Consider the following 25538-nt stretch of genomic DNA (forward strand, 5'->3'; position numbering starts at 1 on the left):
AGATCTATAGCTCACTGCGAGATCTATGCCAAATTTTTCAACGGCACAAATATTTTAATCCATTGTTTTATATTATTTTTTTAAAAAACATGTTTGATGAGATGTTTGATTTAAAACATCCGCACTTGTTATCTGTTGTTATTGCAACAATATTTGATATATCAACATCATAAAAATAGATATTAAAAATATATTCTAAATATCAACAAGTTAAACAATGGCATCAATATTGCTTTAAAGCATTCAAATCACAACAGGATGTCACAATGACAACACTTCAAACGCAACCATTAAATACACTTTGGTATACACGCTGTCCAGTTCCTACAGGGCTCGGAATCTCGATTCAAAAAGGCTGGCTAAAAGAAAAATTTATTGAGCAACGAATTGAAATTAAATCAATTCGTGAATCGAACTCAAAAGAGGTTCGTAACTCACATTTTAACCATACCCTTGCCAATTCAGTTCGGCATGGTGGCAGTATTCCTGCAATTTGGGCATATGCTTCTGGACAAAAAACTAAAGTCATCGGTTTATCTTGGGCAGATGAAGTCCAATTACTGCTGACTCGATATGATTCCCAAATTAAGACGGTTGAGGATCTAAAAGGTAAACGCTTTGGGCTCCCACTGAATCAAGATGCCATCATCGATTTCTCTCGTGCTCAAGCCATTCGCGGTTTAGAAAATGCATTAAAAACAGTAAATCTTAAGGTCAGTGATCTGGAACTGGTGGATTGTCTGCGTGCTGATATATTAGTGGCACAACAGCAAAATCATACCGAAGAAAATGATGCGAGTTTCTTTAGCAATCGTAATAAACTGAGCGCAAGTGCAGAGATTGTGGCTTTAATCAAAGGGGATGTCGATGCCATCTTTTTAAAAGGCGCACATGCAGCACAAATTGCCCATGATTTTGCCCTGCATACCATTATTGATATTGGTTCACATCCCGACCCTATCCTACGTTCAAATAATGGTACCCCTCGAACACTAACTGTGGATGAAGATTTTCTATCGCAATATCCACAACAAGCTCAATCCATCGTCGATGCGGTTTTACAAGCTGAACAATGGGCGCATGTGCATGCAGATGAAACTCACCGCTATCTGGCTAAAGAATGTAATAGCAGTGAACAATGGGTCCATGCAGCTTATGGCGCAGATGCACATCTCAAGCTGAATACCAATTTTGATGAAACATCGATTATTGCCTTACAAGACCTCAGTGACTTTCTCTATCGCTGGAAGTTTATTCCAGCTCAAATCAATGTTCGTGAATGGCTAGCACAAGACATTGCTATTCATGCACAAGTGGCTTAACAATACGAAAAAATAAAAGCTTGTCGTGATGACAACCTTTTATTTTTCAGCTTTCAAATTTAAGGCATCGCCTATACAAAAGCTTCTGACTATTCTCAACGCATAAAGCGCTGCTTCTCACCGAAAAAAATATGCGATTAAGTACTGCCTCAAACAGTTGTGGATGAGGTTTCCGAGTCGCATATTTTGGTCGAACTCAAATTATGACTTAAATTTGGTCACATTTTCAGCCTGTTTCTTTAAAAGTACAGAGTTATATTCACCAGGTGGAATATTATTTAAATAATAATTTCCAACATGATATAAACGCCAACGAATCGGATCATGTGTGGTATGTGTACGAGCATTACGCCAGAAACGATCTAAATTCCATTTTGACAAAGTAGAGCTTGCTCCAAGTAAGCCAAAGATTTCACTGGAAATTTTCAAAGATGCATGGTCTGACTGACTGCGTGTGGCAGCCACAGATAAAATCAATTCAGTTTGTAAGGCTTCATCTTCCAGATTGGTTAAATGCTGCTCAAAAATCGCTGCTGAGCGATCTAAAAGTGCTTCTGCTGAACGGACCAAAACTGCAAACTCACCAATTTGCTTAATGATATGCGGTTCCTGTGTCGGGGAGTCGACGCCACTTTCCACCCAAGGACGAGCATTCTGTTGCAAATAATCAATCCCCCCTTCAAGTGCACCTTTAGCAATACCTGTATCCATAGCTGCATGCAAAATCTGAGGCCAAGTTAAACCTGTGCGTAGCACTGTCCCTAAACCACCAGTATTGCGCTTGGCAACATAGCGTTCATCGACAACAACATCTTTAAAATTGACTGTGCCACTGACACTATTGTTTTGCCCCATTGCATCCCAATCATCGAGCAGTTCTACCCCATGCGTATCACGATGAATCAAGATCGAAACAGGTCCATCATCACTGCCTGCAAATAAAGAGATCCACTCGGCCAATAAAGAACCTGTGGAATAAAATTTACTGCCATTTAAGATTAACTGCCCTTGTGAATTTCTTTCTACACGAGTCTTATGCTGAAATTTATCTTTTCCGCCCACTTCTGCGAGTGCATTGCCTAAACGTTTACCACTCAATACATCACGCAATAATTGATCGCGAATATCATCCTCATAACCCGTTAAAATTCCTCGAAACATGGTGAAATGAATTTGTAGAAGTTGCCCCACACCACCATCTGCAGATGAAATGATCTTTACCACATTGACCAATGTGGTAATACTCGCACCTAAACCACCAAATTGTTGAGGAACAATAATCGCTGTCAGACCTGCTTCTGAAATTAAGCGGGCCTGTTCATAAGGAACACTTTTGTTATATTGAGGATCTTGAGCAAATTCAGTCAGTTGTTTTGCTACTGCCTTGGCAATATCCAATGCTTCTTGTTCACTTTGAATATGTCTTATACTGCCCAATTCTAAAAAATTGTGTTGCTGAATATCGTTCATTTTAACTCCGGAAAATCTCTTGTTTTTTATGCACAGATACGCTGTGCTGTAGTCTTAAATAAGCTGGGTGCATGTGTGAGCAAAGTTTTGGTATACGCATGTTGCGGATGACTCAGTACTTGATCGGTTTCACCGTATTCCACCAGATGGCCATTTTTTAAAACGGCAACTCGATCAGCAATTGCTCTAACTACCCCAAGGTTATGGGTCACAAAAAGTAAAGTTACGCCTTGCTTTTGCAGTTGTTGCAACAGTTTTAAAATAGATGCTTGTACTGACACATCTAAAGCAGAAGTAATTTCGTCGCAAATCAAAACATCAGGCTGACATAACAGCGCTCGTGCAATCGCTACACGTTGCCGTTCTCCGCCAGATAAATCTCTTGGGTAGAGTTCTTGAACCTGTGGAGGAAGCGAGACTTGTTGAAGTACCTGAACGACCTTTTGTTGAGTTTCTTGCTGAGATGTAGCAAAAAAGTGCTGAACCACTTTAGTGAGTGTCTGTCCTATGGTATGTGCTGGATTCAAGGCTTTATATGGATTTTGAAAAATATATTGCAGTTTATGTCGTTGTGTTAACTGACGTTTTTGTCCCTGCAAGGACAATACTTCATCTGCTAAAATCACCTGACCTTCTGCATTTTCATTCAGTCCCGCAATCACTCTAGACAGTGTGGTTTTACCTGAACCAGACTCACCGACTAAGGCCAAACATTCTCCACGCTGTATTTGAAAAGAAACATCGAAAAGTGCTTGTTGCTGGCTATACCAAGCATTGATATGTTCTACTTTAAGCAGTGCCTGTTGATCTGTTTTTAATTCAATCAGATGCGGATCAAGCTCTTGAAAATTGATCACACCCACTTCATCCCAATGATGACAAGCAACAAAATGTGGATCAAATGCTTGAGATAACAGGGTTAATTTCGGTTGCTGTTGATGACATAATTCGCTAGCGAAAGTACATCTTGCGGCAAAGGCACATCCTGTTGGACGGTCATTCGGTGCGGGTGCATGTCCTTCGATGGGGGATAAATATTTACGAATCGACACATCGGGGATGGCATTGAGTAAACCTTGGGTATAAGGATGTTTTGGCGTTTCAAATAACTGGCTTAATGCAGCATCTTCTGCAATCTGGCCTGAATACAGGACGATTATGCGATCTGCAATATCTTTCACCACAGTCAAATCATGTGATACATAAATTGCTGCGACATTATATTCGCGACATAATTTACGAATAATATTCAGCACTAAAGTTTGGGTCGTAACATCCAATGCTGTTGTCGGTTCATCCAAGACAATTAAGCGAGGCTGTAACAAAAATGCCAATGCTAATAAAATCCGTTGTTGTTGCCCGCCGGAAAGCTGATGAGGATAGCGTTTTAAAAACACATCATCCTGAGGCAATCCCACTTCATCTAAAATTTTAGCAACTTTATGATTTCTTTCACTACTGGATAAGCGTGATTGATGAACTTCTAATAACTCAAGTAGATGCTGTCCAATTGTTAATGCTGGATTTAGTGCCGTTCCCGGATCTTGGGCAACGTGACTGATTTTATAACCTCGAATTTGACGCAAGGCGTGATCGTCAAGACTGAGGATATCTTGTCCATCCAGCGCAATTGTGCCTTGAATAATTTTGGCACCATGCCGTGCATAGCCCAATAACGCACTCGACAATGTGGTTTTACCTGAACCACTTTCTCCCACCAACCCAAGGACTTCGCCCTCGTTTAAATGAAAAGAAATATTCGAAACCACATGATTGCCTGTGTTGACCAATGCTACTGTTAAGTCTTTTACCTGTAGTACCGTATTCTTTAAAATCTCTGTCATGGTTACTTTTCCTCAATCCGCGCTGCGGCACGCCCTACACCTTCAGCCAACACATTGGTTCCCAGCGCAAACAAAGCAATTAAAATCACCGGTGCAAATACTGCCCACGGTTGAACCAATAACCCAGCACGATTTTCATTAATCATCAGGCCCCAATCGGCTGCAGGAGGTGCGATACCATAACCAAGAAAAGCCAGACCAGATAACATGCCAACAGCCCACGTCAACATCACCCCAAGATGAATTAATAAGGGTGTCAGCATATTGGGTAGGATTTCACGGAATAAAATATAGCTTTTCGAATAACCTAAAATTTTGGCGGCCTCTACATACTCTTGCTCAACCAAATTTAGAGCAACACTTCGTGCAAGACGTACTACCCCAGGAATAAAAGCAATCGAAACAGTGAGCACAATCAGCCATGGCTCACGCCCTAACATCGAAACGATTAATAGCACTAAAATCAGATCAGGAAATGCCATAAAAACATCGGTAAGCCAAGTCACAAACTGGTCAACTTTATCTCGTGCAAAAGCAGCCAATATGCCTAAACTGGAACCAATAATTAAAGCCACCAAACTGGCAGCGAGGGTCATCCAAATAATTGAAGCACCACCCGCTAATACACGAGACCAAACATCATGCCCAATATAGTCATAGCCAAGAAAAGCTTGTGCTTCAGGCGCACCATAGGTCATGCCCACTAATGCAGTTGGTTCAAAAGGAACCAGCACTGGGCCAATAAGCGAAAATATCAAAACTAAGCTTGTCACCACAAAACCAAAACGGACTTGTCGCTCAGAAATCAAGGCTTTGAAAAACTTACGTTGATACCAATGAAGTGTACTCATTTACCCTCTCCTGAATTGATATTCTTCAAGGCATTACGGCGATCGACAGGCTTTACCGTAATCGGTCGGCCAGATTTCCATAAACGTAATGCCTGACGTAAACCAGGTGAGCGGGCTTTATGTTTTTTTGCAGTGCGTATTTTCGGTGTGAGTAAAGTGGTCATTAAGTCTGCAATTAAATTGACCACCACCACACAGATGGTCAGCAATAACACAATCGCTTGAATGGTAGGAATATCCCGCATTTCAATTGCTGCATTCAATGCATTGCCAATTCCGGGATAACTAAATACAACCTCGATAATTAAAGCCCCACTGAGTAAAACCCGTATGGTCAATGCCGTGCCTTGTACCACAGGCACTAAAGCATTAGGTAAAACATGCTTCCAGATAATGCGACGCTCTGGAATACCGCGTAATCGTGCTGAAGTGACATAATCGGACTCTAAGGCATCGATCATTGAGCCTCGCACAAGACGCATGAGATAAGGAATAAGCGATAAAGCTAACGTTAAAATGGGTAAAATTAAAAACTCTAACTGGCTAAACGGAGACTGCCCAGGAATCAGCAATGATGCAGCGGGTAATACATGCAAGATCGAAGTTGAAAATAACATCATCAGCCAAATGGCAATGACAAATCCGGGCACTGCTTTAAAAATAATCGAGCTAGATACAATGATTCGGTCTAGTTTGCTATCACGACGTAGCGATAACCAAACCCCAAGTAAAACTGAAATCGGTACAGTGATTGCCACCACCAAGCTACTCAAAGCAAGCGTATTACCAAAATAGTTTTGAATAATCTGTAACACAGGTACATTAGAATCAATTGAGCGTCCAAAATTACCTTGTAATAATTGAGTCAGCCAATTCCAGTATTGCACCAATATCGGTTGAGTCAGCCCCAATTGTTCACGCAGTATTTGAACCGTAGCTTCTGGTGCTTCTGGCCCTAAAATGACCCGCGCAGGGTCAGATGGAAGTGCTTGAGTCGCGATAAATACAATTAAACTAATCACAAAAATCACCAAAATTCCTGACACGATACGGGTCAAAAACCAAGGTAACCATGCAGGAAATTCAAACGACTTGGCGATAGCTGGATGTTGAATCGAGCTTTCAATTTTGCTGGCTTGAGTCGTCATCATCACTCCCCTTTACGCCAAAACTCATCAGTTCGCCATGCTGCAAAACCGGTTCGATCAGGTGTTACACCACCAATCTGATGAGAATGTGCATCTAAAACATTGTTAAAACCCCAAATCAGTAAGCCACCTTGTTCATGCTGAATTTGCTGTGCCTCATGCACCAGAACTTTGCGTTTTTCCAGATCAGGCTGTTGCAATGCGTGATGCACCAGCTCAGTAAAACGGGCTTGATTAAAACGGGTTTTGTTATTGGCTGCACCGGGTCCATCAATCTGCAATACCGTCAATAAAAATGGACGAGAAACATTTGAACCTGTACTCAATGCCCAATCTTGTTTGACTGCATCTGCAAATGTTGCAGCTTCAACTTGTTTAACGTTTACAATCACGCCAGCTTGCGCTGCATGTTGCGCAAAAACCAAGGCGGCATTGCTATCTGGTCCTGTATATAAATCAACTTTTAAGTTTTGATCAAAACCAGCGGCTTTTAATAATGTTTTAGCTTTGGCTAAATCTTGCTTACGCTGTGGAATTTCATGGTTATAAACAGGATCACTAAATGAATACAGATCGTTGGCAATTCGCCCTTGTCCCGCCAATGCCCGTTTCACTAAATCATCCCGATTGGCAATCAAACGAAATGCTTGTCTGACACGAGGATCATTAAACGGTGCTTTAGTGGTATTCATGTCAAAGGATTGCCAAGCATCTGTTTTAGATGAAACAACATTCAGTCGTTTATTGGCTTGAATCAAAGATAAATGCTCGGCACTAATACCCGATGCAATATCAATTTGCCCTGATTGCAAAGCAGCAAGCCGCCCGGTTTGGTCTTTAAAATCTATAATTTCAATGGCATCTGCATAAGGCTGATTGTCTTTCCAATAATTTTCAAAACGTACGAAACGGGAACGTTGACCTGGGGTAAAACTTTCCAGCTTAAACGGGCCTGCTCCGACGACATTCTTGATTGGGTCATAATCTGTTGGAACAATACCACCCCAACTCATCCATGCTTCAGGTAGGGCTACTAAGCCTTTGCCTTGAGCAAATGGAATTTCAACGGTGTAATCATCACGCTTTTTAATCGCATCGCGCTGTAATGAATACAGATAAGCAGCAAAGGGAGACGCCAGTTTAGGATCGGTCAAACGACGTAAAGAGAAAATGACATCATCGGCTGTAATGGTTTTACCATGATGAAACTCAAGCCCTTTCTTTAACCGAATCGTCCATTTAGTGCCATCCTCATTGGGTTCTGCAAATTCAGCAAGCGCCAATTTAGGTTGAATATCTCGCCCCCACTCCCATAATTTGGCATATAACGGCCAACCTCTAAAGGCACTCGACATTCCAATCGGCTTATGGGCATCTAAATTTCCAGCTTGATTACCATTAATCACCCCAATTTTGATCACTCCACCTTTTTGCGGTGTGGTATGCTGGCTTGTATGTGCAGCAGCTTCATTTGATGCTGAGGAATCGGAACGAGAACACCCGATCAGGCTTGCTGCTGCAATCGTACCTAGACCTAAACCAGTATTTTTAATTAATGCTCTGCGCGTAATTTTACTCATAGGATTCTCCATTTAAACCACAGTTTCTTGATTCAACAGAGAATCTACAGAGGAGCGATTTTTTAACTTCGGTAACTCAAAACCATGATCGAGCTCAAGTAGAGGAAACAACAAGTCTGCAACACGGTAAACTTCAGTGATTAAAGGAAAACCCGACAAAATAAATGCAGATGTACCGTAGCTTTCATATTCTTGGATACGTTGAGCAATATTTTCAGCGCTCCCGACCAATGCGATCCCCGCAGCGGGATTTAAGATGTCAAAACCAAACAGTGATGGCCCTGTCCAAATATTTGGATAAATTTCAAAATCTTTAGCTTGAGGTAATATCCCCTGACGTAAGCGTTCTAAATTTTTTTGAACAATCGGGTTATTACTTTGATAGCTTTCAAAAGTTTCATTGGGTGGAAGCTGACGTTTTACTGCTTCAATCGCATAATTCACATCAATTTTATTGAGTAGAGTCTGCGCGTATTGCCACGCTTCTTCTTCGGTTTCACGAACAATAATTTGTAAGCGAGTTCCATACTGCAAAGTTCGCCCAACTTTAGCGGCTTCTTTTGCAACCTTACTGAATTTTTCTCCCAGCAGCGGCGGTGTGTTGGCAAAGCTTAAATACACATCCAGCAATTCCACTGAATGTTGTACCCCTTTCGCTGATGTGCCCGCGCCCCACAGTGGTACGCCTTGTTTTTGGGTTGCCCCATGCCATTTTGACATCGGTGAAGCACCCTCTTGACGTGGAGCCACTTGAATAAACTCACCCTGAAAACCAGATTTATCGCCTAAATAATTCTGTTGAAATGTGCTCCAGTATTCTTTACTAAAGTCATAGCGTTCATCATGTGAATAATGAATACCCAATGCGGCAAGTCCCTGATCATTGCCATTGACCACATTAAACAACAAACGTCCCTGAGAGAATGCATCAAAAGTTTGTGCATATTTAGCTAAAACTGCGGGTTGAACTTCGCCTGGATGCTGCGCAACCAAAAACTTCAGGCGTTCAGTAAAAGGAATTAAACTCGCAGCAACCGCCAGTGTTTCATACTCACTTGTACCCATGAGCGAACCGTAAAACCCCAGACGATCTGCGGTAATTGCAATTTGTTGCAAATGTTCATAATCGGTATCCCAGCGTCCCGACTCCAACCAAGGATAGGGACCATCAGGAGAGGTGAGATACCATAAAAGTTTTACAGCCATAATATTCTCTATATTTGTTTTAAATCATGTTTCTAATGGAGTGGAAGTAATCCCAGTGATTTTGCTTTTTCAGTCAATCCGCTCATTTTCCACTGTTGCTGTAATACCCCTTGCCCATATTCACGACTTCCTCCAACCAATTCTGCTAACAGTTGAATTTGAGCACCTTCTTCAAGCAATAAAATAAATTCAGCAGTTTCCTGTAGACCTTGACGCCCCCAAACTGTGGCACCGCCATTGGCTTCCAAAATAGCCCGATGCTCAATATCAATCTTGAGTTGATCTAAAATGAAATCTACTTCTGCCTGACGGCGATCAATATAAATCGGTAATTCATTAAATAAATGAAAACGCTGAACAGGCACATATCGAATCGGTAGGGTTCGGTGTGTTTGGGCCCAAGCACCTAAATTCGGTGCATGTACATGAGAGATTGTGGTGACATCTGCATGTTCACGAAACAGTTTGTTATAACGGCCACCAGCACCTTTTCGTCCCAATAAAACTTCACCTTCAAGTTTCTCTACCAGTACTTTGCTTTTTTTATCTCGTGACCAAGGACCTGCATAGTTAAAGGTCACCAAGGTATTCTCAGGGGCGCGTTCAACAAAATTGACCGTGCCATTGGAAGTGATTGTGCCCGTCTCACGGAACACCTCAAATGCAAATTCAGCTTTTTCACGGTTGCGTTCAATAAAATCATTGAGTTCAGGCGAAAGTGGCGATTGAATCAGTGTAGTCATGATAAATATCCTGTTTTAACGTTGTTTATTTTGGCGACGCTTTAAAACTTCGAGTAATGGGCGATGATCGACCCATGTATCAAGATCTACGTCTTTTTCAAGGAAGCCATGTAACCAAAGAAAATCTTTTTGTTGTTTTAAAAGCTCAAGGCGTTCTTCACTTAATGAAGGGTGTAAAGATTTATGGAAATTATTACGATACGCTGTAGCCACACTTTCAGCACCCGCAATGGTTTCATCTTGTAGAATAACCAGCACTTCATCTAAATGATCTTCAGCCCAATCTGCGGTATCAAAAAGCTCTTCCAGAAAATCCACGACGACATCAAAGTGATGTTCCAATAAATCTTCATGTACCGTGATAGGACGAGGTGTCCCGTTGTTCACACGTGAAGTCACATCTGCAAATTGATCTAAATCGATACCGACTTTTAAACCACGTTTGGTGGCAGCCTCAACAGCCGATGCCCCTTTGACATACACGGCATCCACCTCACCTGTAATCAAGGCATCAAGGCCTGACCAATAGGCACTGGCATCACGATCTTGTTTCGATTCAGCTCGCTCAGGAACTTCAATAAAATCAACATCACGAAAACTTAAATTTGCAAGTTGTAAAGCCCCTCGAATACCTTGCAATGACATGGCTCTAAAAATACTGCCTGCACGTTTATCGGCATATTCAGGTAAAGCCACTTTGGCATTTTTTAAGTCTTCAGGTTGACGAATTGCTGAATCAGGTCGAACAATAATCACTTGCCATTCATCAATCCAAGTTAATCCAATCAGACGACTTGGGGCACCTTCTGAACGTGCAGCCAAAGCAGGTACATTGCCACCCTCACGGAATAAAGCCGGAAGCTGATGATCAAAATGATGCACAGACAAGCCTTTACGCGCATCTTGCAATACCGCAACATCAATACCATGTCGCTCAAATTTTTCGACTAAGGTGCCGCGCTTTAATGAGATTCCTGTTGCAGTGGGTACTGGACATCGTGTGACCCAAATTTCAGATAAAGTACTTTTTACAAATTCTTTAGAATTTTCTTTTTTATCGACGACAAGTGACATAGGTATTCCTTAAGATACTTCCAATTTCATATCACTTGTATTGAGCAGCTTTTATGCCAATATTTATTTTTATAATTTTCAATATCTTATGCAAAATATAATTTTAATAAATGTTTAGATTTCATCACTTGTTTTAGATTTAGTGTTGTTTTATCAACAGCGCTTTAAGCAAGCCTGCCTTGAGACAACACCCCCATCCGCTTTATTTTTGATTGAACAGATTTAAATGATTTAAAGCCCCTCATTGAATCAACATACAGCACCATATAAAAATATAGTGCTGTATCGCTTAAATTAAAAATCGATAGAAGCCGACAGCATATAAGTTCGAGGCGCACCTAAGGCTAAACTGGACAATTGTGGCATGCCCCAATACGCCTTATTGGTCACGTTATTGATACTCGCAGCTAAGCTCAGTGGAAAACTTGAAACATTGGTCTTATATCTCGCCCCAACATCAAACAGTGTTCGTCCAGAAGCATGTAGTGTATTTTCCTGATTGATATATTGCTTTGAAACTGCTGTGGCATTTCCAGTCAAGGTTAAACCCTGCAACATCGAAATATCCCACTCCATGCCTAATTTCGCCTGTTGCTTGGCAACCCCAGTCGCAGTATTGCCTTGATTTTTACCACCTGCAGTTTTGGTTAATTCAGGATCAATATAGGCAACACCACCGATTACACGAAGATTCGCAATAGGTGCTCCAAAGAAGCTCCATTCAATTCCTCTATTGCGCTGCTCGCCATCAGCAGTAAAAATATTGCTGATGGGATCGGTATAGCTACTTGGTTTTTCAATTTCAAACAGACTCAAAGTGTTTGAGAATTTACCCAAGTCTACTTTAACCCCAAGCTCTTTTTGCTTTGTTTTAAAAGGCGCAAAAACTTCACCCGCATTTGCCGCAGTATACGGTGCGGTTGAGCCTTGGCTTAAGCCTTCAATATAGTTTGCATATAAGGAAATATGCGCTGTGGCTTTAAACAATATCGCAGCCCCAGGTGTGGTGGCACTTTCATCATAACGTGATGTTCGACTGCCTGTAACAATATTAAAAGCCTCACTCAGCACATTCTGTTGTCGTACACCCAAGGTCAATTGGACTTGATCTTGAGCAAAAGATAAGGTGTCCGCAATCCCATAACTGTTTAAACGAGATGCTGTTTTAGAAATATGTGGCGCATTAAAGCGAACTGGATTTCCCCAAACTGGATGATAAAGATTGGTGATCCATTCAGCCCCAGCCACATTTCTTACCCCATAATCATTTTGATCATGTTGGTAATACGTTGCATTGACAACCCATTGGTGACCAATAGATCCTGTATCAAATTTTCCTTTTATGCCCAGATCAGCTGATTTCTTTTCAAGGTCAAAAGCCAACTGACCAATCTTGGTTTCAAGCCTGCCTTGACTGTCGAGCACGGTCGCTGACATGGCACCATTATATTTATAATCAGTTTTACTTTGTCCATAAGCAGCATATGCCATAACTCGATCACTCAAGTCATATTCGCCACGAAGCATAGCGCCCTTATCTTTGGTTTCAACAAAAGACCAATCTGGATTTAATAGTGTGTCTGGTTTTGGTGGTTTAGGAATCGCAACCCCTGAGAGTAAATTAATCCCACGGTTGACACCATCTACTCGATCCTCAGCTGTATAGAGGTCTGCTGAAATACGTGCACGTTCGCCACGCCAATCCAGACCTAAAGAAACTAAGGCTGTTTTTTTATCTTGGTCTTTAATTGCGCCTGTTCCATCACGATATACTGTATTTAAACGTACACCAAAATCTTTATTTTGACCGAAACGTCTGCCGATATCGAGATGACCACCAAACTGTGAATCAGACATATAGGTCGCGGTAAAACGTTGCAATGGATCATCGCCTGCACGCTTGCTGACTAAATTGACCATGCCCCCCACCGATCCTGCTGGCGGCATCCCATTGAGTAATGCTGTAGGTCCTTTGAGGACCTCAATTCGTTCAAACATTTCAGGAGAGGTTCGATAAAAAGGTGTGATGCCAAACATGCCGTTCATTGACATATCACTTGTACTCGAAGCAAAGCCACGAATATAGTAGTTTTCACTCCATCCGCCACTGGCACCATTGGTAAATACCGATGGGTCGGTTTTAGCAATGACATCGGTAATATCTTTTGCCTGTTGATTTTCAATATATTGGTCTGTATAGCCAATGCTATTAAATGGCGTTTCTAAAAAGCCTTTCTCACCTAAAAAACCCAACTTATTTTGCGAAGAAATCTGCCCCGCTAAAACACTGTTTTTTTCATTCACAGCTTGTACATGGATGGTGGGTAAATTTTGCAATCCCTCGTGATCTGATGATGGCAGATCAGGTGTTTGCGCATGAATTGTTGAGATCGGAATCACCAAAGTTAATCCGAAACCCAACAACAGTTGAGCGGAAATCAAGTTTTTCAGTTTAAATTGCGGGCTTGAATCTCGACACTGTGATTTCAAAGCATGCTGAAAAAGTGGACGACCATATTTCATATACAAATTTCCTTTCATTTTTTAAGCACAAGTTTCCCTATCACACTTTTTTTATTGAAAAGTATGCTGTAGTTACTTGTTCACGGTATGGGTGTTTTGGCTAGAGCTTATCTGGCTATAAATTTATCGTGTAAAGACCTAATTCATAGCTGATACCCCTTGATGACATCATCAATTAAAATATGCATGGAGGTTGGGCTTGCCGCAGTGATGTACCAAGCATCTGCATCAACAAAAACCACTTTGCCATTTTTCCATGCTTTGGTTTGACGTAATAAAGGATTCCTCATCCGCTCAGCATCAATCGTCGGACGATGTTCCATGACGGCTGTACGATCGACGATATACAAAATATCGGGATCAGCCTGTTTGATAAATTCACTAGAAATCGGTTGACCATGCAAACTTGTATCTACCACTGTACTGGCTGGTTTTACTCCAAATGCATTAAATACAAAGCCATAACGTGACTGAACCCCAAAGTTGCTAAAGGCACCATTGTTATGTAAGACCACCAAAGCTTTTTCAGGACGATTTGCAGTTATTTTTCGTACTTCTGCTAATTTGGCATCCAATGCATCTACTTTTTGCGTTGCCAATTGCTGTTGATTAAAGATCTGGCCTAAAGTGATCAAATGCGCTTTAATCGCCTCAATGTGATGCTGCTGACTGTTATTGAAATTGATGTCATAGTGCACAGTCGGAGCAATTTTACTCAACGCTTGATACTGATTTGCTTGCAGTGGCGTCATTAAGATGATGTCTGGTTTGAGTGTGTAAATCCGTTCCATATTGGGCTGAACAATCGCACCTAGATCTTGAACCTTTTGATCATCTTTATACTTTTGCAAAAAATGCGGTACATAATCTTTGGGCATACCCGCAATAGGAATACTCAGTTGATCAAGAAAATCAGCTTCATTCATATCCAATACCGCAGCACGTTGAGGATGATAGGCAATGCTGGTGGTTCCTAATTCATGTTTAACCACGATCGGGGTTGCAAATTTTTGAGCGCCTTGGTTAGCATCAACCGCAGGTTTTTTGTCACATCCCGATAAGCTGATTGCGGCTATCATGCTCAGTGCCAGAGTCCAGCCGTTATTTTTCCATTTCATGTGTATTCAAGCTCCTGTTGAGTTGAAGTAGTTGCACATACAGCCTTGTTCACTGTAGGTAATTTCAAAATCAAGTTCATACAAATCATCTAATTGTTGCGCAGTAATCACCTGTTTGACTGGACCACTAAAACGCAGTTTGCCGTTCTTCAAGGCAACAATATGGTCAGAATAATTCGCTGCAAAATTGATGTCATGAATCACAAGAATGACGGTACGCCCCTGTTCATCACATAAACGACGTAAAGCATGCATGATCTGAACAGCATGTTTCATATCAAGGTTATTTAAAGGCTCGTCCAATAAAAGTACTTCAGTCTGCTGAGCAATGGTCATCGCCAGAAAAGCCATCTGCCGTTGACCACCACTCAGTTCATCGATATAAGCTTTACGTAATGCTTCTAAATTTAGAAATTGAATCGCCTCATCAATCACCTGATGATCGTTTGCGGTCAAAGCACCACCGCTATAAGGGAACCGCCCAAAAGACACTAGTTCTTCTACGCTCATGCGTAAGTTAAAGCTTGGAGACTGTCGTAAGGTTGCAACATATTTGGCATATTCAGCCGTTCGGATCTGGGTAATATCTTTCTGCTGAAATAAAATTTGACCTTGATCAGGGCTCGATAAATTCGCCAGCATCATTAATAAAGTTGATTTACCCGCCCCGTTTGGACCAATGAGTGAAGTCACCTGCTTTTCAGGAAATTCAATATTGACATCCGAAAGCACACTTTTTCCCCCATAGGATTTATGGATATTACGCACCCTAATCATGAAACACCTCTGGCACGAACTGTCAGTACAAGAAAGTACACACCACATACCAAATTGACTAAAATACTGACTGTCGTTTTATAATTAAAAACATGCTCAACTAAAATCTGAGCGAGAATAAATATGGCAATCGCTACAACACAGCCGATAGCTAAGGTAAATTTATGTTGATGTGTTCCTGCGAGTGCATAAGCAATATTGGCAATAAACACCCCCATAAATGCGGTAGGGCCAATCAAGCTGGTTGAAATTGCAACCAAGATCGCAATCAAGGCAAGATAAAATTTGACGTATTGATGATGATCAATCCCCAATGAAATTGCCTGTTCACGACCGAGCACCATCACATCCAAAACAGCATATTTTTTTCTCAATAACCCAAGAACCATAACGACCGTCACCACTGCATAAATTAATGTTTCAGGTTGAGAACGATTAAATGAGGCATAGCTGAGTCCTTGAAATACTGAAAACTCACCGGGGCTTATTTTGAGCTGGATAAACTGAGTGACGGTACTAATCACCATGGTGAGTACTAAGCCAAATAACAGCAGTTGAAAGACATCATTGCGCACTCGGTTCAACAACCAACGGTGCATTGCCCACGAATAAAACAGCATCAGCAAGATTGAAACAAAGAAATTTCCATTTAAACCCAGCCATGACAATCCAGAAGTGCCAAGAAAAAACAGCAACATGACCTGCCATAACAAATAGACGGCTTCATAGCCCATGATGGATGGGGTTAAAATACGGTTGCCAACGATGGTCTGAAAGATAATTGAAGAAAATGCAACACATATTCCGCCAAGCACGATGGTGGCGAGCCGAACCAGTCGTTGCGGAATGACATAATCAAAATCAAATCCTGCATTTAGAAAAACAAACAATACCGCCAGCACCATTACGCCGAATACCAGCATCGATAGCTTCAACTTTGTCACGATCGAAGCCCCCTCAGAATTAACATGAGGAATAAAACCCCACCAACACCACCAGCAGTTAAACCGATAGGCACTTCAAAGGGATAAAGTACAGAACGTCCGATAAGGTCACAGACCAGCAGTAAAGAAGCACCTGCCAAAGCCACAATGGGTAAGGTTTTTGCCAAGTTTTCGCCATACATCAAGGCAACCAGATTGGGAACCACCAATCCTACAAAAGGAATAGCGCCAACGGTAATCACCGTTGCTGCAACAGTGATTGCAACCAGCAACAAGCCAATTGCAGCCATCCGTGCATAGCCTAGCCCCAGACTTGAGGCCATTTCCTCACCCATCCCCAGTACCGTAAAACGGTGAGCAAAAACATAGCTCAGTACCACGATGGGCAAGATGATATAAATCATTTCATAGTGGCCTTGAACGACTCTTGAAAAGTCACCCATCAGCCAGCCTTGCATGCTCTGCAAAATATTATTGCGATAAGCATAGAACTCTGCCAATGCACTCAATATGCCGCCATACATCAAACCAATCACGGGCACTAAAACGGTATTCCTAAATTGGATACGGCGAATGATGGCGATATAAATCAGACTGGCAAGAAAACAAAAAAGCATCGCAAACAGCATTTTACTGAGTACACTTGCGGCTGGAATAAGGGTTAATGACACTAAAATTCCAAGCTTGGCGGCATCCAAACTCCCAGTTGTACCCGGTTCAACAAAACGATTTCGGACAATATGCTGTAAGATCACGCCACACACTGACAAGCCCACACCCGTTAACACAATCGTGATCAAACGTGGAATCCGACTTGCACTAAGGGTGAGCCATGCATCACTGGATGCAGAAAATAAGTCTAACCATGCGATTTGCTGAGCACCGAGTAGTAAGGATGCGATGCACAACAGACCAAACAGCAACAATAAAACGACAGGCATTAGGCATGCTCTCCGACCTGTACATTTTTGCCTAGTCGCCATCCTTTAACCGCCTGCCCCTGCGCTAAATAACGGGCATAATGTCCATGCAACAAGCGTAATTGTGCGGGTGTTCCCTGCTCAATCACTCGGCCTTTTTCCAATACCGCAATGTGATCTGCAGCAGCAATTGTCGAGAGTTGATGTGCGATCACCAATATTGTTTTTTGACCCCGTAAGCGATTCAGCAATTCACAAATAATCGCCTGATTTTCTGCATCTAAAGCAGCAGTTGCTTCATCCACCAAAAGAATAGGTGCGTCTTTAATCAACGCGCGTGCAATGGTAATGCGTTGTCGTTCACCGCCTGATAGTCGTACACCACCCTCTCCCACCATGCTTTCAAGACCATCAGGAAGGCGCGCCAGCATTTCTGTGATGCCCGCTTGCTGGACTGCCTGCATCACCTGTTCATCGGTTGCATTGGCTTTACCCATACGAATATTCTGAGCAATCGAGCCCGAAAACAAATAGTTGTCTTGGAAGATTTGACTGATCTGTGTAGTCAGTTGTTCATAACGTAATTGCTTGACATCCACCCCACCTAACAGCACTTGCCCTTGATTGACATCAAAAAAACGAGCAACGAGCTTGGCTAAAGTGGTTTTTCCAGAACCAGAAGCACCTATCAGCGCTATCATACTGCCTGAAGGGATATATAAATCCACACCCTTTAAGACATCAGGCTCATCCTCTGCATAACGGAATTGAACATTTTTAAATTCAATCGATGCATCATTGGGGCTTTTAGAAATCTCAACTTGTGCTAATGCTTTGGCGTTAAAAATCTGTTGTATGGCTTCAAGTTGACTGCCTGCACTACGCAATACTTCGCTATAGCTTGCAACCTCAAGCAAGGTGTCAATAAATCGACAAACGAGGAGCAGTGAAACGCTAATGTTAACAATGTCTGCCAATAAGAGCTGATTTGCGCTGTGGATGTTTAGCCAAAACACCGTAACAATCAAAAATATCGCAAACACAATTTGAATGGCCCAGCTATTCAATACCGCTGATAAGGACGACATTAAAATAAGCTTTAAACCGAAATGTCGTTGCTGGTCTACGGCTTGATGAATAAATCGGGTACTACGACCTTCACCATTAAAAGCACGTAAAACGGATTGAGCTTGCGCGAACTCCACCATACGTTGGCTTGTTTCAGCAAAACTCTGTTGGTATCGCTCATCTGTAAAACGGGCAATTTGGCTGGTCAATCTAAAGACCAGCACAATCAACGGAAGCGCAACCAATGCAATCAAGCCGAACACACCATGTATACATAACAATGCGATGACAATGACCAAAGGCGTGATCACACTGCTAATCACAGGGGTAAAAACGTGCGCTGGTAATTGCGCAACCGACATCATGCCTTGAGTGACAAGATGATTGAATTGAGTGGTATTTTGTTGGGTAAACCAACCGACTGGTAGACTTGCGGCATGATGCCCCAAACGCAGACGGGCATTTTCTAAAACAGCAATACCAACCGCAATTCCCATTTGCTCCACTACACGGCGAAGAAACCAACACAGAATAATTGCAAAAAATAATAAGATCAGCCAAAGCGCCATTTGATCAAGATTAGCAAGCATCAATTGAGACAAAATCAACGCCAACATGATCAGGCTCAGGCCACAAAACACAGCATATACAACTGCCATCGCCAGATAACGGTGAAGAATAGTGACATCATCACCCAGCAATTGAGAAAAGGTTTTTAGCATGATGCTTCTCCCATTTGCGTGTGAACATGCTTTTCGGTATAGGACCATAATTGGTGATATAAACCTTGCTGAGCTAACAACGCCTCATGGGTCCCCTGTTCAACAATTTTTCCTTGATCAAGGACAAGAATTTGGTCAGCATTCATAATGGTATCTAAACGATGTGCAATAACTAAAAGGGTTCGACCTTGAGCAAATTTTGAAAGTGCATCCTGAATTGCAATTTCATTTTCAATATCAGCGGCAGCAGTGGCCTCGTCCAGCACCAATATCGGTGGGTCCAGTAAAATTGCTCTGGCAATACTGATCCTTTGTCGTTCCCCTCCTGACAACTGGGCATCTTTCCCCACAATAGATTGATAGCCTTGTGGCAACGCCATAATTCGATCATGAATATTTGCCGACTTTGCTGCGTGTTCTATTTCTTGTTGGTTGGCGTTTGGACGTCCGAGAGCAATATTGTCACGTACACTGGCATGAATGAGGCGGGTATCCTGCAAAACAAATCCGATCTGTTGATAAAGTGTGGTGGTTTGAATATCGCGTAGATCTATGCCACCAAGCGTGATCTTTCCTGCAACAGGATCAAAAAAGCGTAGCAACAGCTGAGCAATGGTTGACTTCCCTGCACCCGATGGACCGACAATTGCAGTGATGGTTCCAGACTTAAGTGAAAAATTAAGATCAGATAGCACTTGATGCTGTTCTGTATAGCCATAGCTGACTTGATGAAAATCAATACTGCTGTCTTTAATCTGTAATTGTGGATTCCCTTTGGCCATTGGCAATACTGGTGTATCCAATAATGCCAAAATTCGCTGTGCGGCAGCCTGACTGGCTTGTAGATCATGTAATAAGGTATGCAACAATAAAACAGGGGCGCAGATGGTTGGTGTAATCAACATAAAAGGCAGTAAATTTATGGGTTTAAGCCAACCCAAAGAAATCAATAGTGTTCCACTCAGCAGTACAACACCTAATATGGTGATCGGTGAAATCATCGCATGGGCATGTGCCATAGATTTGACTAAGGGACGAGTAAATATTCGAAAAGCATCTGCAAATGAATGAACGGCTTGCTGATAGCCCTGTGAAGCCTGACCACTTTTGCCAAAAGTTTTGACAACGGGTATCGCATGGATAAATTCAACAGCTGCACTATTGATCTGCCCCAGCTGATTGGCAAATTGCTGAATATTATTTCCACTGGCACGCATGGCCTTGCGTAAAAATATGACAAAGCCTAAAAATGGCAACAATGCTAAAATTGCCATGCGCCAATCCATCATCAATAGAAAAATTACAGCAACACTAATTGTGCCGAATGCACGTCCAACAGCGGGATAAAAATGTGCAGTTAAACTATGCAACAGACCAATGTCATCCTGCATGATTTGTTTAACTTCCCCCGAACTTCTGCCTGTAAACCAGCCCAGAGGAACTTGGGTCAGATGCTGGGTTATATTGCTTTGCAATTGCCCAGTAATTTCATGATCCGCCAAATGCGCGATTAATTCACTGACGGTCAACAAAAGCATGCCGAGCAACAAACACCCGATTCTGAGTAACATCATCCATAGGGTTTTATCGTCACCCTGTTGTGCTCCACCAAGTGTGGTTACTTCGGTAAATATAGTACTGATCACCCATGTAATCGCGATCAAAGGCACCAAGGTGAGCATTGAACCAACCGCTGCTGTGACCGAAGCCAAAATTAACTTGAGCCGAATTGGATGCAATATAAAATTCAATGGATTTGAATACTGAGCCTGAACTTCTTTTACATGACTTGCACACATAACAGTAAAAATCCTGTGTCTGATCGTTCATATCCATCTGCTTTTGGTCAGTTGATTCTGACTAAAACTCCGCTAGATATGCCATCAAACAATAATGAGAATTAATATCAATAGATTTAGTTGCATTGTAGTAAACTAATTAAGCAAAGTAAACGATTTGACCCTCATCCATTCACATGGCAACATTAAAAAATTAATTTTTACGGAATAAATATGTCTTCTCTGAGCAAACCGTCTTCTCGCGGTCGCCCACGTACCATCACCCATGAACGCATCATGAATGCTGGGATTGAGATCGGTTTATTGAACCTTACATTTGTTGGCGTTGCAGCTGCACTTGGGGTCAGTCATATGGCGTTATACAAACATATTGCCAGTTTAGAAGACCTCAAATATTTGATTGCAGAAGAAATTTTTATTCGTTGGGAAATACCGCAACCTTTAGAAAAAAATCCGATTCCATTAAAACAATATCTGTTTGAATTTATGCATTCAATTCGGGAACTGGTGAAGTCCAACCCTGGTTTTACCCCCTATTTAATTCGTCGCATGGCATCTACACCTTCGATGATTGCCAAAATTGAAAAACATCATCATCAAGTTGCGGCGGCTTATTCTCTTTCTGAAAAGCAGGCGGGCTGGTTAAATGCAACCATTGCATTTCACTGTATCGCGGTTGCAGATACGATTTATTCTGTGGCGGGTAAAGAACCGATTAAAGACACACAACGTGCTGCTGAAGAAGCAGAAATGGAGGCGGAATTTATCCAGAGTATGGAAGCATTAATCATTGGGGCATTAACCATGATCAATCAAAGAGATGATTTAAAATAACCAGATATAAAACTTTATTGAATCAGCCTGTCTTTAACAGCTGATTCGCTAAGATCATTGCTTAATGGCTAAGTATATCTAAACCAAGCATAGACCCAAGTTTAGACTTATCTATAAAAGTTTTTTTGCAGCTAAACCTCAAGACTGGCTTGAATAACTCATGGCTTGGATTACTCAATTTAAAGATTTTAAACCAAGATCTCTATTTCACTTCATCTAAAACCTGTTATTGGTTATTGATCAATGATTGTGATGCCTCCCACAAACTATTCATCAACCAATAACAAGCCTCATCGAGTTGTATGGTTTCTAAGGATGCACAATAATCTTGACCGCAGATTCGTTGTTATGAATCAAGGTTTCAAAGCCTTGTGAAACCAAATCATCTAAAGCAATTCTTTGGGTAATAAAAGGTTCTAAATTAATTTTACCTTGCTCAACCAAGCGAATGGTTTCTTGATGATCATTGACATAGGCAATCGTGCCGCGAATATCCAGCTCTTTCATCACCACACTATGTACATTAATCGTTGCAGGATGACTCCAGATTGAAACTATCACCACCACACCGGTCGGTTTCATGGCTGCCACCAGTGTATCCATGACCTTATTGACACTACTGCATTCAAAAGCCACATCCACCCCACGATCTTGGGTGATTTTCATTACTTCAGCCACAACATCCACTTGAGACGGATCTAGCACATAGTCGGCAACACCTGCTTCTAAGGCTTTTTCTTTACGTTTTGCACTGAGCTCGGTAATGATGACGGTTAAGCCTTTGGCCTTTAAAATTGCAGACAATAACAATCCAATCGGACCCGCTCCACCGACCAAGGCAATATCGCCAGACTGAGCCCCGCTTCTCACAAAAGCATGATGTCCGACAGATAAAGGTTCAATCAATGCGGCTTGATCTAATGGGATTTGGTCAGAAATGGGATGTACCCAGCGGCGTTGTACTGCAATTTTTTCAGATAGCCCACCACCACGACCACCTAGACCAATAAAATTCATATTTTTTGACAAGTGATAATTGTCATGTGGTCCAGTCGGAACATCATCTGCAATGATATAAGGCTCAACCACAACATGTTGCCCCACCTGAATATCATCCACGCCATCCCCTACAGCGTACACCACACCTGAAAACTCATGCCCCATGGTCACGGGTGCAGCTTCACCTGAAATCGGGTGCGGATGACCACACGGAGGAATAAAAATTGGACCATCGATAAATTCATGTAAATCTGTGCCACAAATACCACACCATGCGACTTGGATTCCAACGGTTCCTGGTTGTACCTGTGGTTCTGGAATATCCTCAATACGGATATCCCCTTTATCATAAAAACGAGCTGCTTTCATTAATGCATTCCTCATTCCAGTATTAACGATAAACCATTCCGCCATCGGTCAAAATTGACTGTCCAGTAATATAATCAGCGTCCTCACTGGCTAGAAAAGCAACCAATGCGGCAACATCATTTGGGGTTTCGGCACGTCCTAAAGCAATTCCATCCACATATTTCTGATAAGTTTCACCAACGGGTGTACCAGTGATATCAGCAAAACGTTGATCTATCTCTACCCACATATCTGTACCGACTACACCGGGACAGTAACTATTTACCGTGATACCAGCACTGGCATATTCTTTTGCTGCGGTTTGAGTCAAGGCACGAACGGCAAATTTAGTGGCTGAATAGACACCAAGCAAGGCAAAACCTTCATGCCCAGCAATCGAACATGCATTGATGATTTTGCCAGAATGTTGGCGCTGTTTAAATTTATCGGCAGCGGCCTGAATCCCCCACAGCACGCCACCGACATTGATATTCATAATCCGATTAAATTCATCTGGACTCACCTCGGCCAAGGCTTGGACTTGGGCAATTCCTGCATTATTAATGATGATATCAAAGCCATTTAATGTCGATTCTGCATGATCAATCGCACTGCTGATTTGTACAGGATCAGCAACATCTGCAATAAATGTGGTGGCTTTTACCCCAAATGCTTGAATCTCTTGCTGAACAGCAGTTAACTTTTCTTGGTGAAGATCAACCAAGGCAATATGTACGCCCTCTTGTGCCAAGCGTAAAGCAATACCGCGTCCTATGCCCTGTGCGGCACCTGTAATTAATGCGACTTTATTGTTTAGACCTCTAGGCATGTTGCGACTCCTTAAATATGGATTGCACGTTGCATTGCCGATAAAACCGACTCATGCATCGCCTCAGATAACGTAGGATGTGGGAAAATCACCTGCGCTAGGCTTTCATCAGTGGCTTCTAAATATTTAGCGATGGCAAAGCCCTGAATATGTTCAGTGACCTCATGCCCCACCATATGTGCCCCCAATAATTCCCCTGTTTCTTGATTAAAAATGGTTTTTACAAATCCTGTGGTCTCGCCTAAAGCCAAAGCTTTACCATTGGCTTGTAAAGGGAATTTACCCACATTGATTGTAAAACCAGCTGCTTTGGCTTTTTGCTCGCTTAGCCCAATACTTGCCACCTGCGGATGGGTAAAAATACACCCTGGAATTTGGCTACGATCTAGAGCATGTACATGCGTCAGTCCAGCAATTTTCTCCACACATAAAATTGCTTCATGACTGGCTTTATGTGCCAAGCATGGCGCACCTGCGACATCACCAATGGCATAAACTCCAACCACATTGGTCTTACACCACGGATCAACTTTGATAAAACCATGCTCAAACTCAATCCCCAATGTTTCTAAACCCAGATTTTGAGTATTGGGTTGCACACCGATTGCGGAAAGGACTTTTTCAACAGTGATGGTTTGTACACCTGTTGCAGTTTCAACATGACAATGTACTTGGCCCTTGTCGATTTCGATGTTTTGTACAGCGGCTTCAGTCAAAACCGTCATGCCATGCTGTTCAAATTGCTTTTGCACATATTTGGCAACTTCAATGTCTTCACTGGGTAGGATCTGTTTGGCAATATCAACCAAGGTGACTTGGCAGCCTAAGTCCTGATACAAACTGGCAAACTCACTGCCAATGGCCCCTGAACCAATCACCAGAAGTGATTTCGGTAATTGTTCTGGGACTAAAGCCTCTTTATAACTCCAGACATGCTGTCCATCGACAGGAACATGCGCTAAATTGGCGGCTCTAGCACCCGTTGCCACAATAATATGCGGTGCAGAAATCTGTTGTTTTTGCCACTTTGCATCAGTCAGTTCTAAGCGTTCTTTCGCGATAAATTGAGCGTTTGCATTAAAAACAGTAACTTGATTCTTTTTCAGTAATTGCCCAATCCCTTGTACCAACTGTTCAGACACCTGACGGCTATGACGTACCAGTTGTTGGATATCAAAATCAATCGCACCCAAAGAAAAACCAAACTGTTGTGAATGTTTAAATTGCTGTGCAAGTGCCGCGCCACTCAATAAAGCTTTGGTTGGAATACAGCCCCAATTTAGGCAAATGCCACCCAAATGCTGTTCTTCAACAATGGCGGTTTTTAAGCCCAGTTGGGCTGCGCGAATCGCAGCCACATAGCCCCCTGGACCAGCGCCTATCACAATAAGATCAAATTGTGTGTCTGACATGCTCATG

At 42.1% G+C, this 25538-nt stretch carries 20 protein-coding genes; 2 read left to right on the plus strand and 18 right to left on the minus strand.

Annotated features, from left to right (window positions below; all coding sequences use genetic code 11):
• Positions 1–266: 266 nt before the first annotated feature.
• On the plus strand, positions 267–1322 hold the full coding sequence (locus AS4_RS16480) for an ABC transporter substrate-binding protein (RefSeq protein WP_096734870.1): 1056 nt from the start codon (positions 267–269) through the stop codon (positions 1320–1322).
• 201 nt (positions 1323–1523) lie between these two features.
• Here AS4_RS16480 and AS4_RS16485 read toward each other — a convergent pair whose 3' ends face one another.
• The 15 genes from AS4_RS16485 to AS4_RS16555 all read right to left on the minus strand — a co-directional run bounded on the left by AS4_RS16485 (position 1524) and on the right by AS4_RS16555 (position 21109).
• Positions 1524–2792, minus strand: a complete 1269-nt coding sequence (locus tag AS4_RS16485; protein WP_004823398.1) for an acyl-CoA dehydrogenase family protein — start codon at positions 2790–2792, stop codon at positions 1524–1526.
• A 26-nt stretch (positions 2793–2818) separates the two neighbouring features.
• Positions 2819–4636 carry a dipeptide ABC transporter ATP-binding protein gene (locus AS4_RS16490; RefSeq protein ID WP_096734871.1) on the minus strand — a complete coding sequence of 606 codons (1818 nt, stop codon included), beginning with the start codon at positions 4634–4636 and terminating at the stop codon, positions 2819–2821.
• Between the two features lie 2 nt (positions 4637–4638).
• On the minus strand, positions 4639–5487 hold the full coding sequence (locus AS4_RS16495) for an ABC transporter permease (RefSeq protein WP_096734872.1): 849 nt from the start codon (positions 5485–5487) through the stop codon (positions 4639–4641).
• A complete protein-coding gene (locus AS4_RS16500) occupies positions 5484–6635 on the minus strand; it encodes an ABC transporter permease (protein ID WP_096734873.1) in 1152 nt (383 codons plus the stop codon). The genes AS4_RS16495 and AS4_RS16500 overlap by 4 nt, the downstream gene beginning before the upstream one ends.
• A gap of 2 nt (positions 6636–6637) precedes the next feature.
• The gene (locus AS4_RS16505) at positions 6638–8215 is read right to left on the minus strand and encodes an ABC transporter substrate-binding protein (RefSeq protein WP_096734874.1); all 1578 of its coding nucleotides are present in this window, start codon (positions 8213–8215) and stop codon (positions 6638–6640) included.
• 12 nt (positions 8216–8227) lie between these two features.
• Complete coding sequence (locus AS4_RS16510; protein WP_096734875.1) at positions 8228–9421, minus strand: LLM class flavin-dependent oxidoreductase; 1194 nt, start codon at positions 9419–9421, stop codon at positions 8228–8230.
• A gap of 32 nt (positions 9422–9453) precedes the next feature.
• The gene (locus AS4_RS16515) at positions 9454–10164 is read right to left on the minus strand and encodes a class II aldolase/adducin family protein (RefSeq protein ID WP_096734876.1); all 711 of its coding nucleotides are present in this window, start codon (positions 10162–10164) and stop codon (positions 9454–9456) included.
• Positions 10165–10179: 15 nt separating this feature from the next.
• Positions 10180–11238 (minus strand): ABC transporter substrate-binding protein, encoded by a 1059-nt coding sequence (locus AS4_RS16520; protein ID WP_004823403.1) that lies wholly within the window; start codon positions 11236–11238, stop codon positions 10180–10182.
• 294 nt (positions 11239–11532) lie between these two features.
• Positions 11533–13761: a TonB-dependent receptor gene (locus AS4_RS16525; RefSeq protein ID WP_096734877.1), complete on the minus strand. Its 2229-nt coding sequence runs from the start codon at positions 13759–13761 to the stop codon at positions 11533–11535.
• A gap of 143 nt (positions 13762–13904) precedes the next feature.
• Entirely contained in the window at positions 13905–14879 is a 975-nt protein-coding gene (locus AS4_RS16530) for a siderophore ABC transporter substrate-binding protein (protein WP_096734878.1), read from the minus strand.
• Positions 14880–14885: 6 nt separating this feature from the next.
• Positions 14886–15656, minus strand: a complete 771-nt coding sequence (locus AS4_RS16535; RefSeq protein ID WP_056513049.1) for an iron ABC transporter ATP-binding protein — start codon at positions 15654–15656, stop codon at positions 14886–14888.
• Positions 15653–16579, minus strand: coding sequence for an iron chelate uptake ABC transporter family permease subunit (locus tag AS4_RS16540; protein WP_096734879.1), 927 nt, complete (start codon positions 16577–16579; stop codon positions 15653–15655). The genes AS4_RS16535 and AS4_RS16540 overlap by 4 nt, the downstream gene beginning before the upstream one ends.
• A 17-nt stretch (positions 16580–16596) precedes the next feature.
• Entirely contained in the window at positions 16597–17541 is a 945-nt protein-coding gene (locus AS4_RS16545) for an ABC transporter permease (RefSeq protein WP_096734880.1), read from the minus strand.
• Complete coding sequence (locus AS4_RS16550; RefSeq protein ID WP_096734881.1) at positions 17541–19310, minus strand: ABC transporter ATP-binding protein; 1770 nt, start codon at positions 19308–19310, stop codon at positions 17541–17543. The genes AS4_RS16545 and AS4_RS16550 overlap by 1 nt, the downstream gene beginning before the upstream one ends.
• Positions 19304–21109, minus strand: a complete 1806-nt coding sequence (locus tag AS4_RS16555) for an ABC transporter ATP-binding protein (protein ID WP_096734882.1) — start codon at positions 21107–21109, stop codon at positions 19304–19306. Before AS4_RS16555 ends, AS4_RS16550 begins: the two co-directional genes overlap by 7 nt.
• Positions 21110–21322: 213 nt before the next feature.
• Here AS4_RS16555 and AS4_RS16560 point away from each other — a divergent pair, with 213 nt between their 5' ends.
• Positions 21323–21943 (plus strand): TetR/AcrR family transcriptional regulator, encoded by a 621-nt coding sequence (locus AS4_RS16560; RefSeq protein WP_004823413.1) that lies wholly within the window; start codon positions 21323–21325, stop codon positions 21941–21943.
• A gap of 309 nt (positions 21944–22252) precedes the next feature.
• Here AS4_RS16560 and AS4_RS16565 read toward each other — a convergent pair whose 3' ends face one another.
• Genes AS4_RS16565 through lpdA form a run of 3 tightly spaced genes read right to left on the minus strand, consistent with a single transcriptional unit; the run spans position 22253 to position 25531 of the window.
• The gene (locus AS4_RS16565; RefSeq protein WP_056513081.1) at positions 22253–23311 is read right to left on the minus strand and encodes a 2,3-butanediol dehydrogenase; all 1059 of its coding nucleotides are present in this window, start codon (positions 23309–23311) and stop codon (positions 22253–22255) included.
• Between the two features lie 22 nt (positions 23312–23333).
• On the minus strand, positions 23334–24119 hold the full coding sequence (locus tag AS4_RS16570; RefSeq protein ID WP_096734883.1) for an acetoin reductase: 786 nt from the start codon (positions 24117–24119) through the stop codon (positions 23334–23336).
• Positions 24120–24130: 11 nt separating this feature from the next.
• Entirely contained in the window at positions 24131–25531 is a 1401-nt protein-coding gene (gene lpdA / locus AS4_RS16575) for a dihydrolipoyl dehydrogenase (RefSeq protein WP_096734884.1), read from the minus strand.
• Positions 25532–25538: the final 7 nt, after the last annotated feature.

Source organism: Acinetobacter guillouiae (genome assembly GCF_002370525.2).
GTDB lineage: Bacteria > Pseudomonadota > Gammaproteobacteria > Pseudomonadales > Moraxellaceae > Acinetobacter > Acinetobacter guillouiae.

Excerpts from the sequence above, each read along its gene's own strand:
- AS4_RS16480 (WP_096734870.1), top strand. The coding sequence starts at position 267 with ATGACAACACTTCAAACGCAACCATTAAATACACTTTGGTATACACGC.
- AS4_RS16485 (WP_004823398.1), bottom strand. The coding sequence starts at position 2,792 with ATGAACGATATTCAGCAACACAATTTTTTAGAATTGGGCAGTATAAGA.
- AS4_RS16490 (WP_096734871.1), bottom strand. The coding sequence starts at position 4,636 with ATGACAGAGATTTTAAAGAATACGGTACTACAGGTAAAAGACTTAACA.
- AS4_RS16495 (WP_096734872.1), bottom strand. The coding sequence starts at position 5,487 with ATGAGTACACTTCATTGGTATCAACGTAAGTTTTTCAAAGCCTTGATT.
- AS4_RS16500 (WP_096734873.1), bottom strand. The coding sequence starts at position 6,635 with ATGACGACTCAAGCCAGCAAAATTGAAAGCTCGATTCAACATCCAGCT.
- AS4_RS16505 (WP_096734874.1), bottom strand. The coding sequence starts at position 8,215 with ATGAGTAAAATTACGCGCAGAGCATTAATTAAAAATACTGGTTTAGGT.
- AS4_RS16510 (WP_096734875.1), bottom strand. The coding sequence starts at position 9,421 with ATGGCTGTAAAACTTTTATGGTATCTCACCTCTCCTGATGGTCCCTAT.
- AS4_RS16515 (WP_096734876.1), bottom strand. The coding sequence starts at position 10,164 with ATGACTACACTGATTCAATCGCCACTTTCGCCTGAACTCAATGATTTT.
- AS4_RS16520 (WP_004823403.1), bottom strand. The coding sequence starts at position 11,238 with ATGTCACTTGTCGTCGATAAAAAAGAAAATTCTAAAGAATTTGTAAAA.
- AS4_RS16525 (WP_096734877.1), bottom strand. The coding sequence starts at position 13,761 with ATGAAATATGGTCGTCCACTTTTTCAGCATGCTTTGAAATCACAGTGT.
- AS4_RS16530 (WP_096734878.1), bottom strand. The coding sequence starts at position 14,879 with ATGAAATGGAAAAATAACGGCTGGACTCTGGCACTGAGCATGATAGCC.
- AS4_RS16535 (WP_056513049.1), bottom strand. The coding sequence starts at position 15,656 with ATGATTAGGGTGCGTAATATCCATAAATCCTATGGGGGAAAAAGTGTG.
- AS4_RS16540 (WP_096734879.1), bottom strand. The coding sequence starts at position 16,579 with ATGCTGGTATTCGGCGTAATGGTGCTGGCGGTATTGTTTGTTTTTCTA.
- AS4_RS16545 (WP_096734880.1), bottom strand. The coding sequence starts at position 17,541 with ATGCCTGTCGTTTTATTGTTGCTGTTTGGTCTGTTGTGCATCGCATCC.
- AS4_RS16550 (WP_096734881.1), bottom strand. The coding sequence starts at position 19,310 with ATGCTAAAAACCTTTTCTCAATTGCTGGGTGATGATGTCACTATTCTT.
- AS4_RS16555 (WP_096734882.1), bottom strand. The coding sequence starts at position 21,109 with ATGTGTGCAAGTCATGTAAAAGAAGTTCAGGCTCAGTATTCAAATCCA.
- AS4_RS16560 (WP_004823413.1), top strand. The coding sequence starts at position 21,323 with ATGTCTTCTCTGAGCAAACCGTCTTCTCGCGGTCGCCCACGTACCATC.
- AS4_RS16565 (WP_056513081.1), bottom strand. The coding sequence starts at position 23,311 with ATGAAAGCAGCTCGTTTTTATGATAAAGGGGATATCCGTATTGAGGAT.
- AS4_RS16570 (WP_096734883.1), bottom strand. The coding sequence starts at position 24,119 with ATGCCTAGAGGTCTAAACAATAAAGTCGCATTAATTACAGGTGCCGCA.
- lpdA (WP_096734884.1), bottom strand. The coding sequence starts at position 25,531 with ATGTCAGACACACAATTTGATCTTATTGTGATAGGCGCTGGTCCAGGG.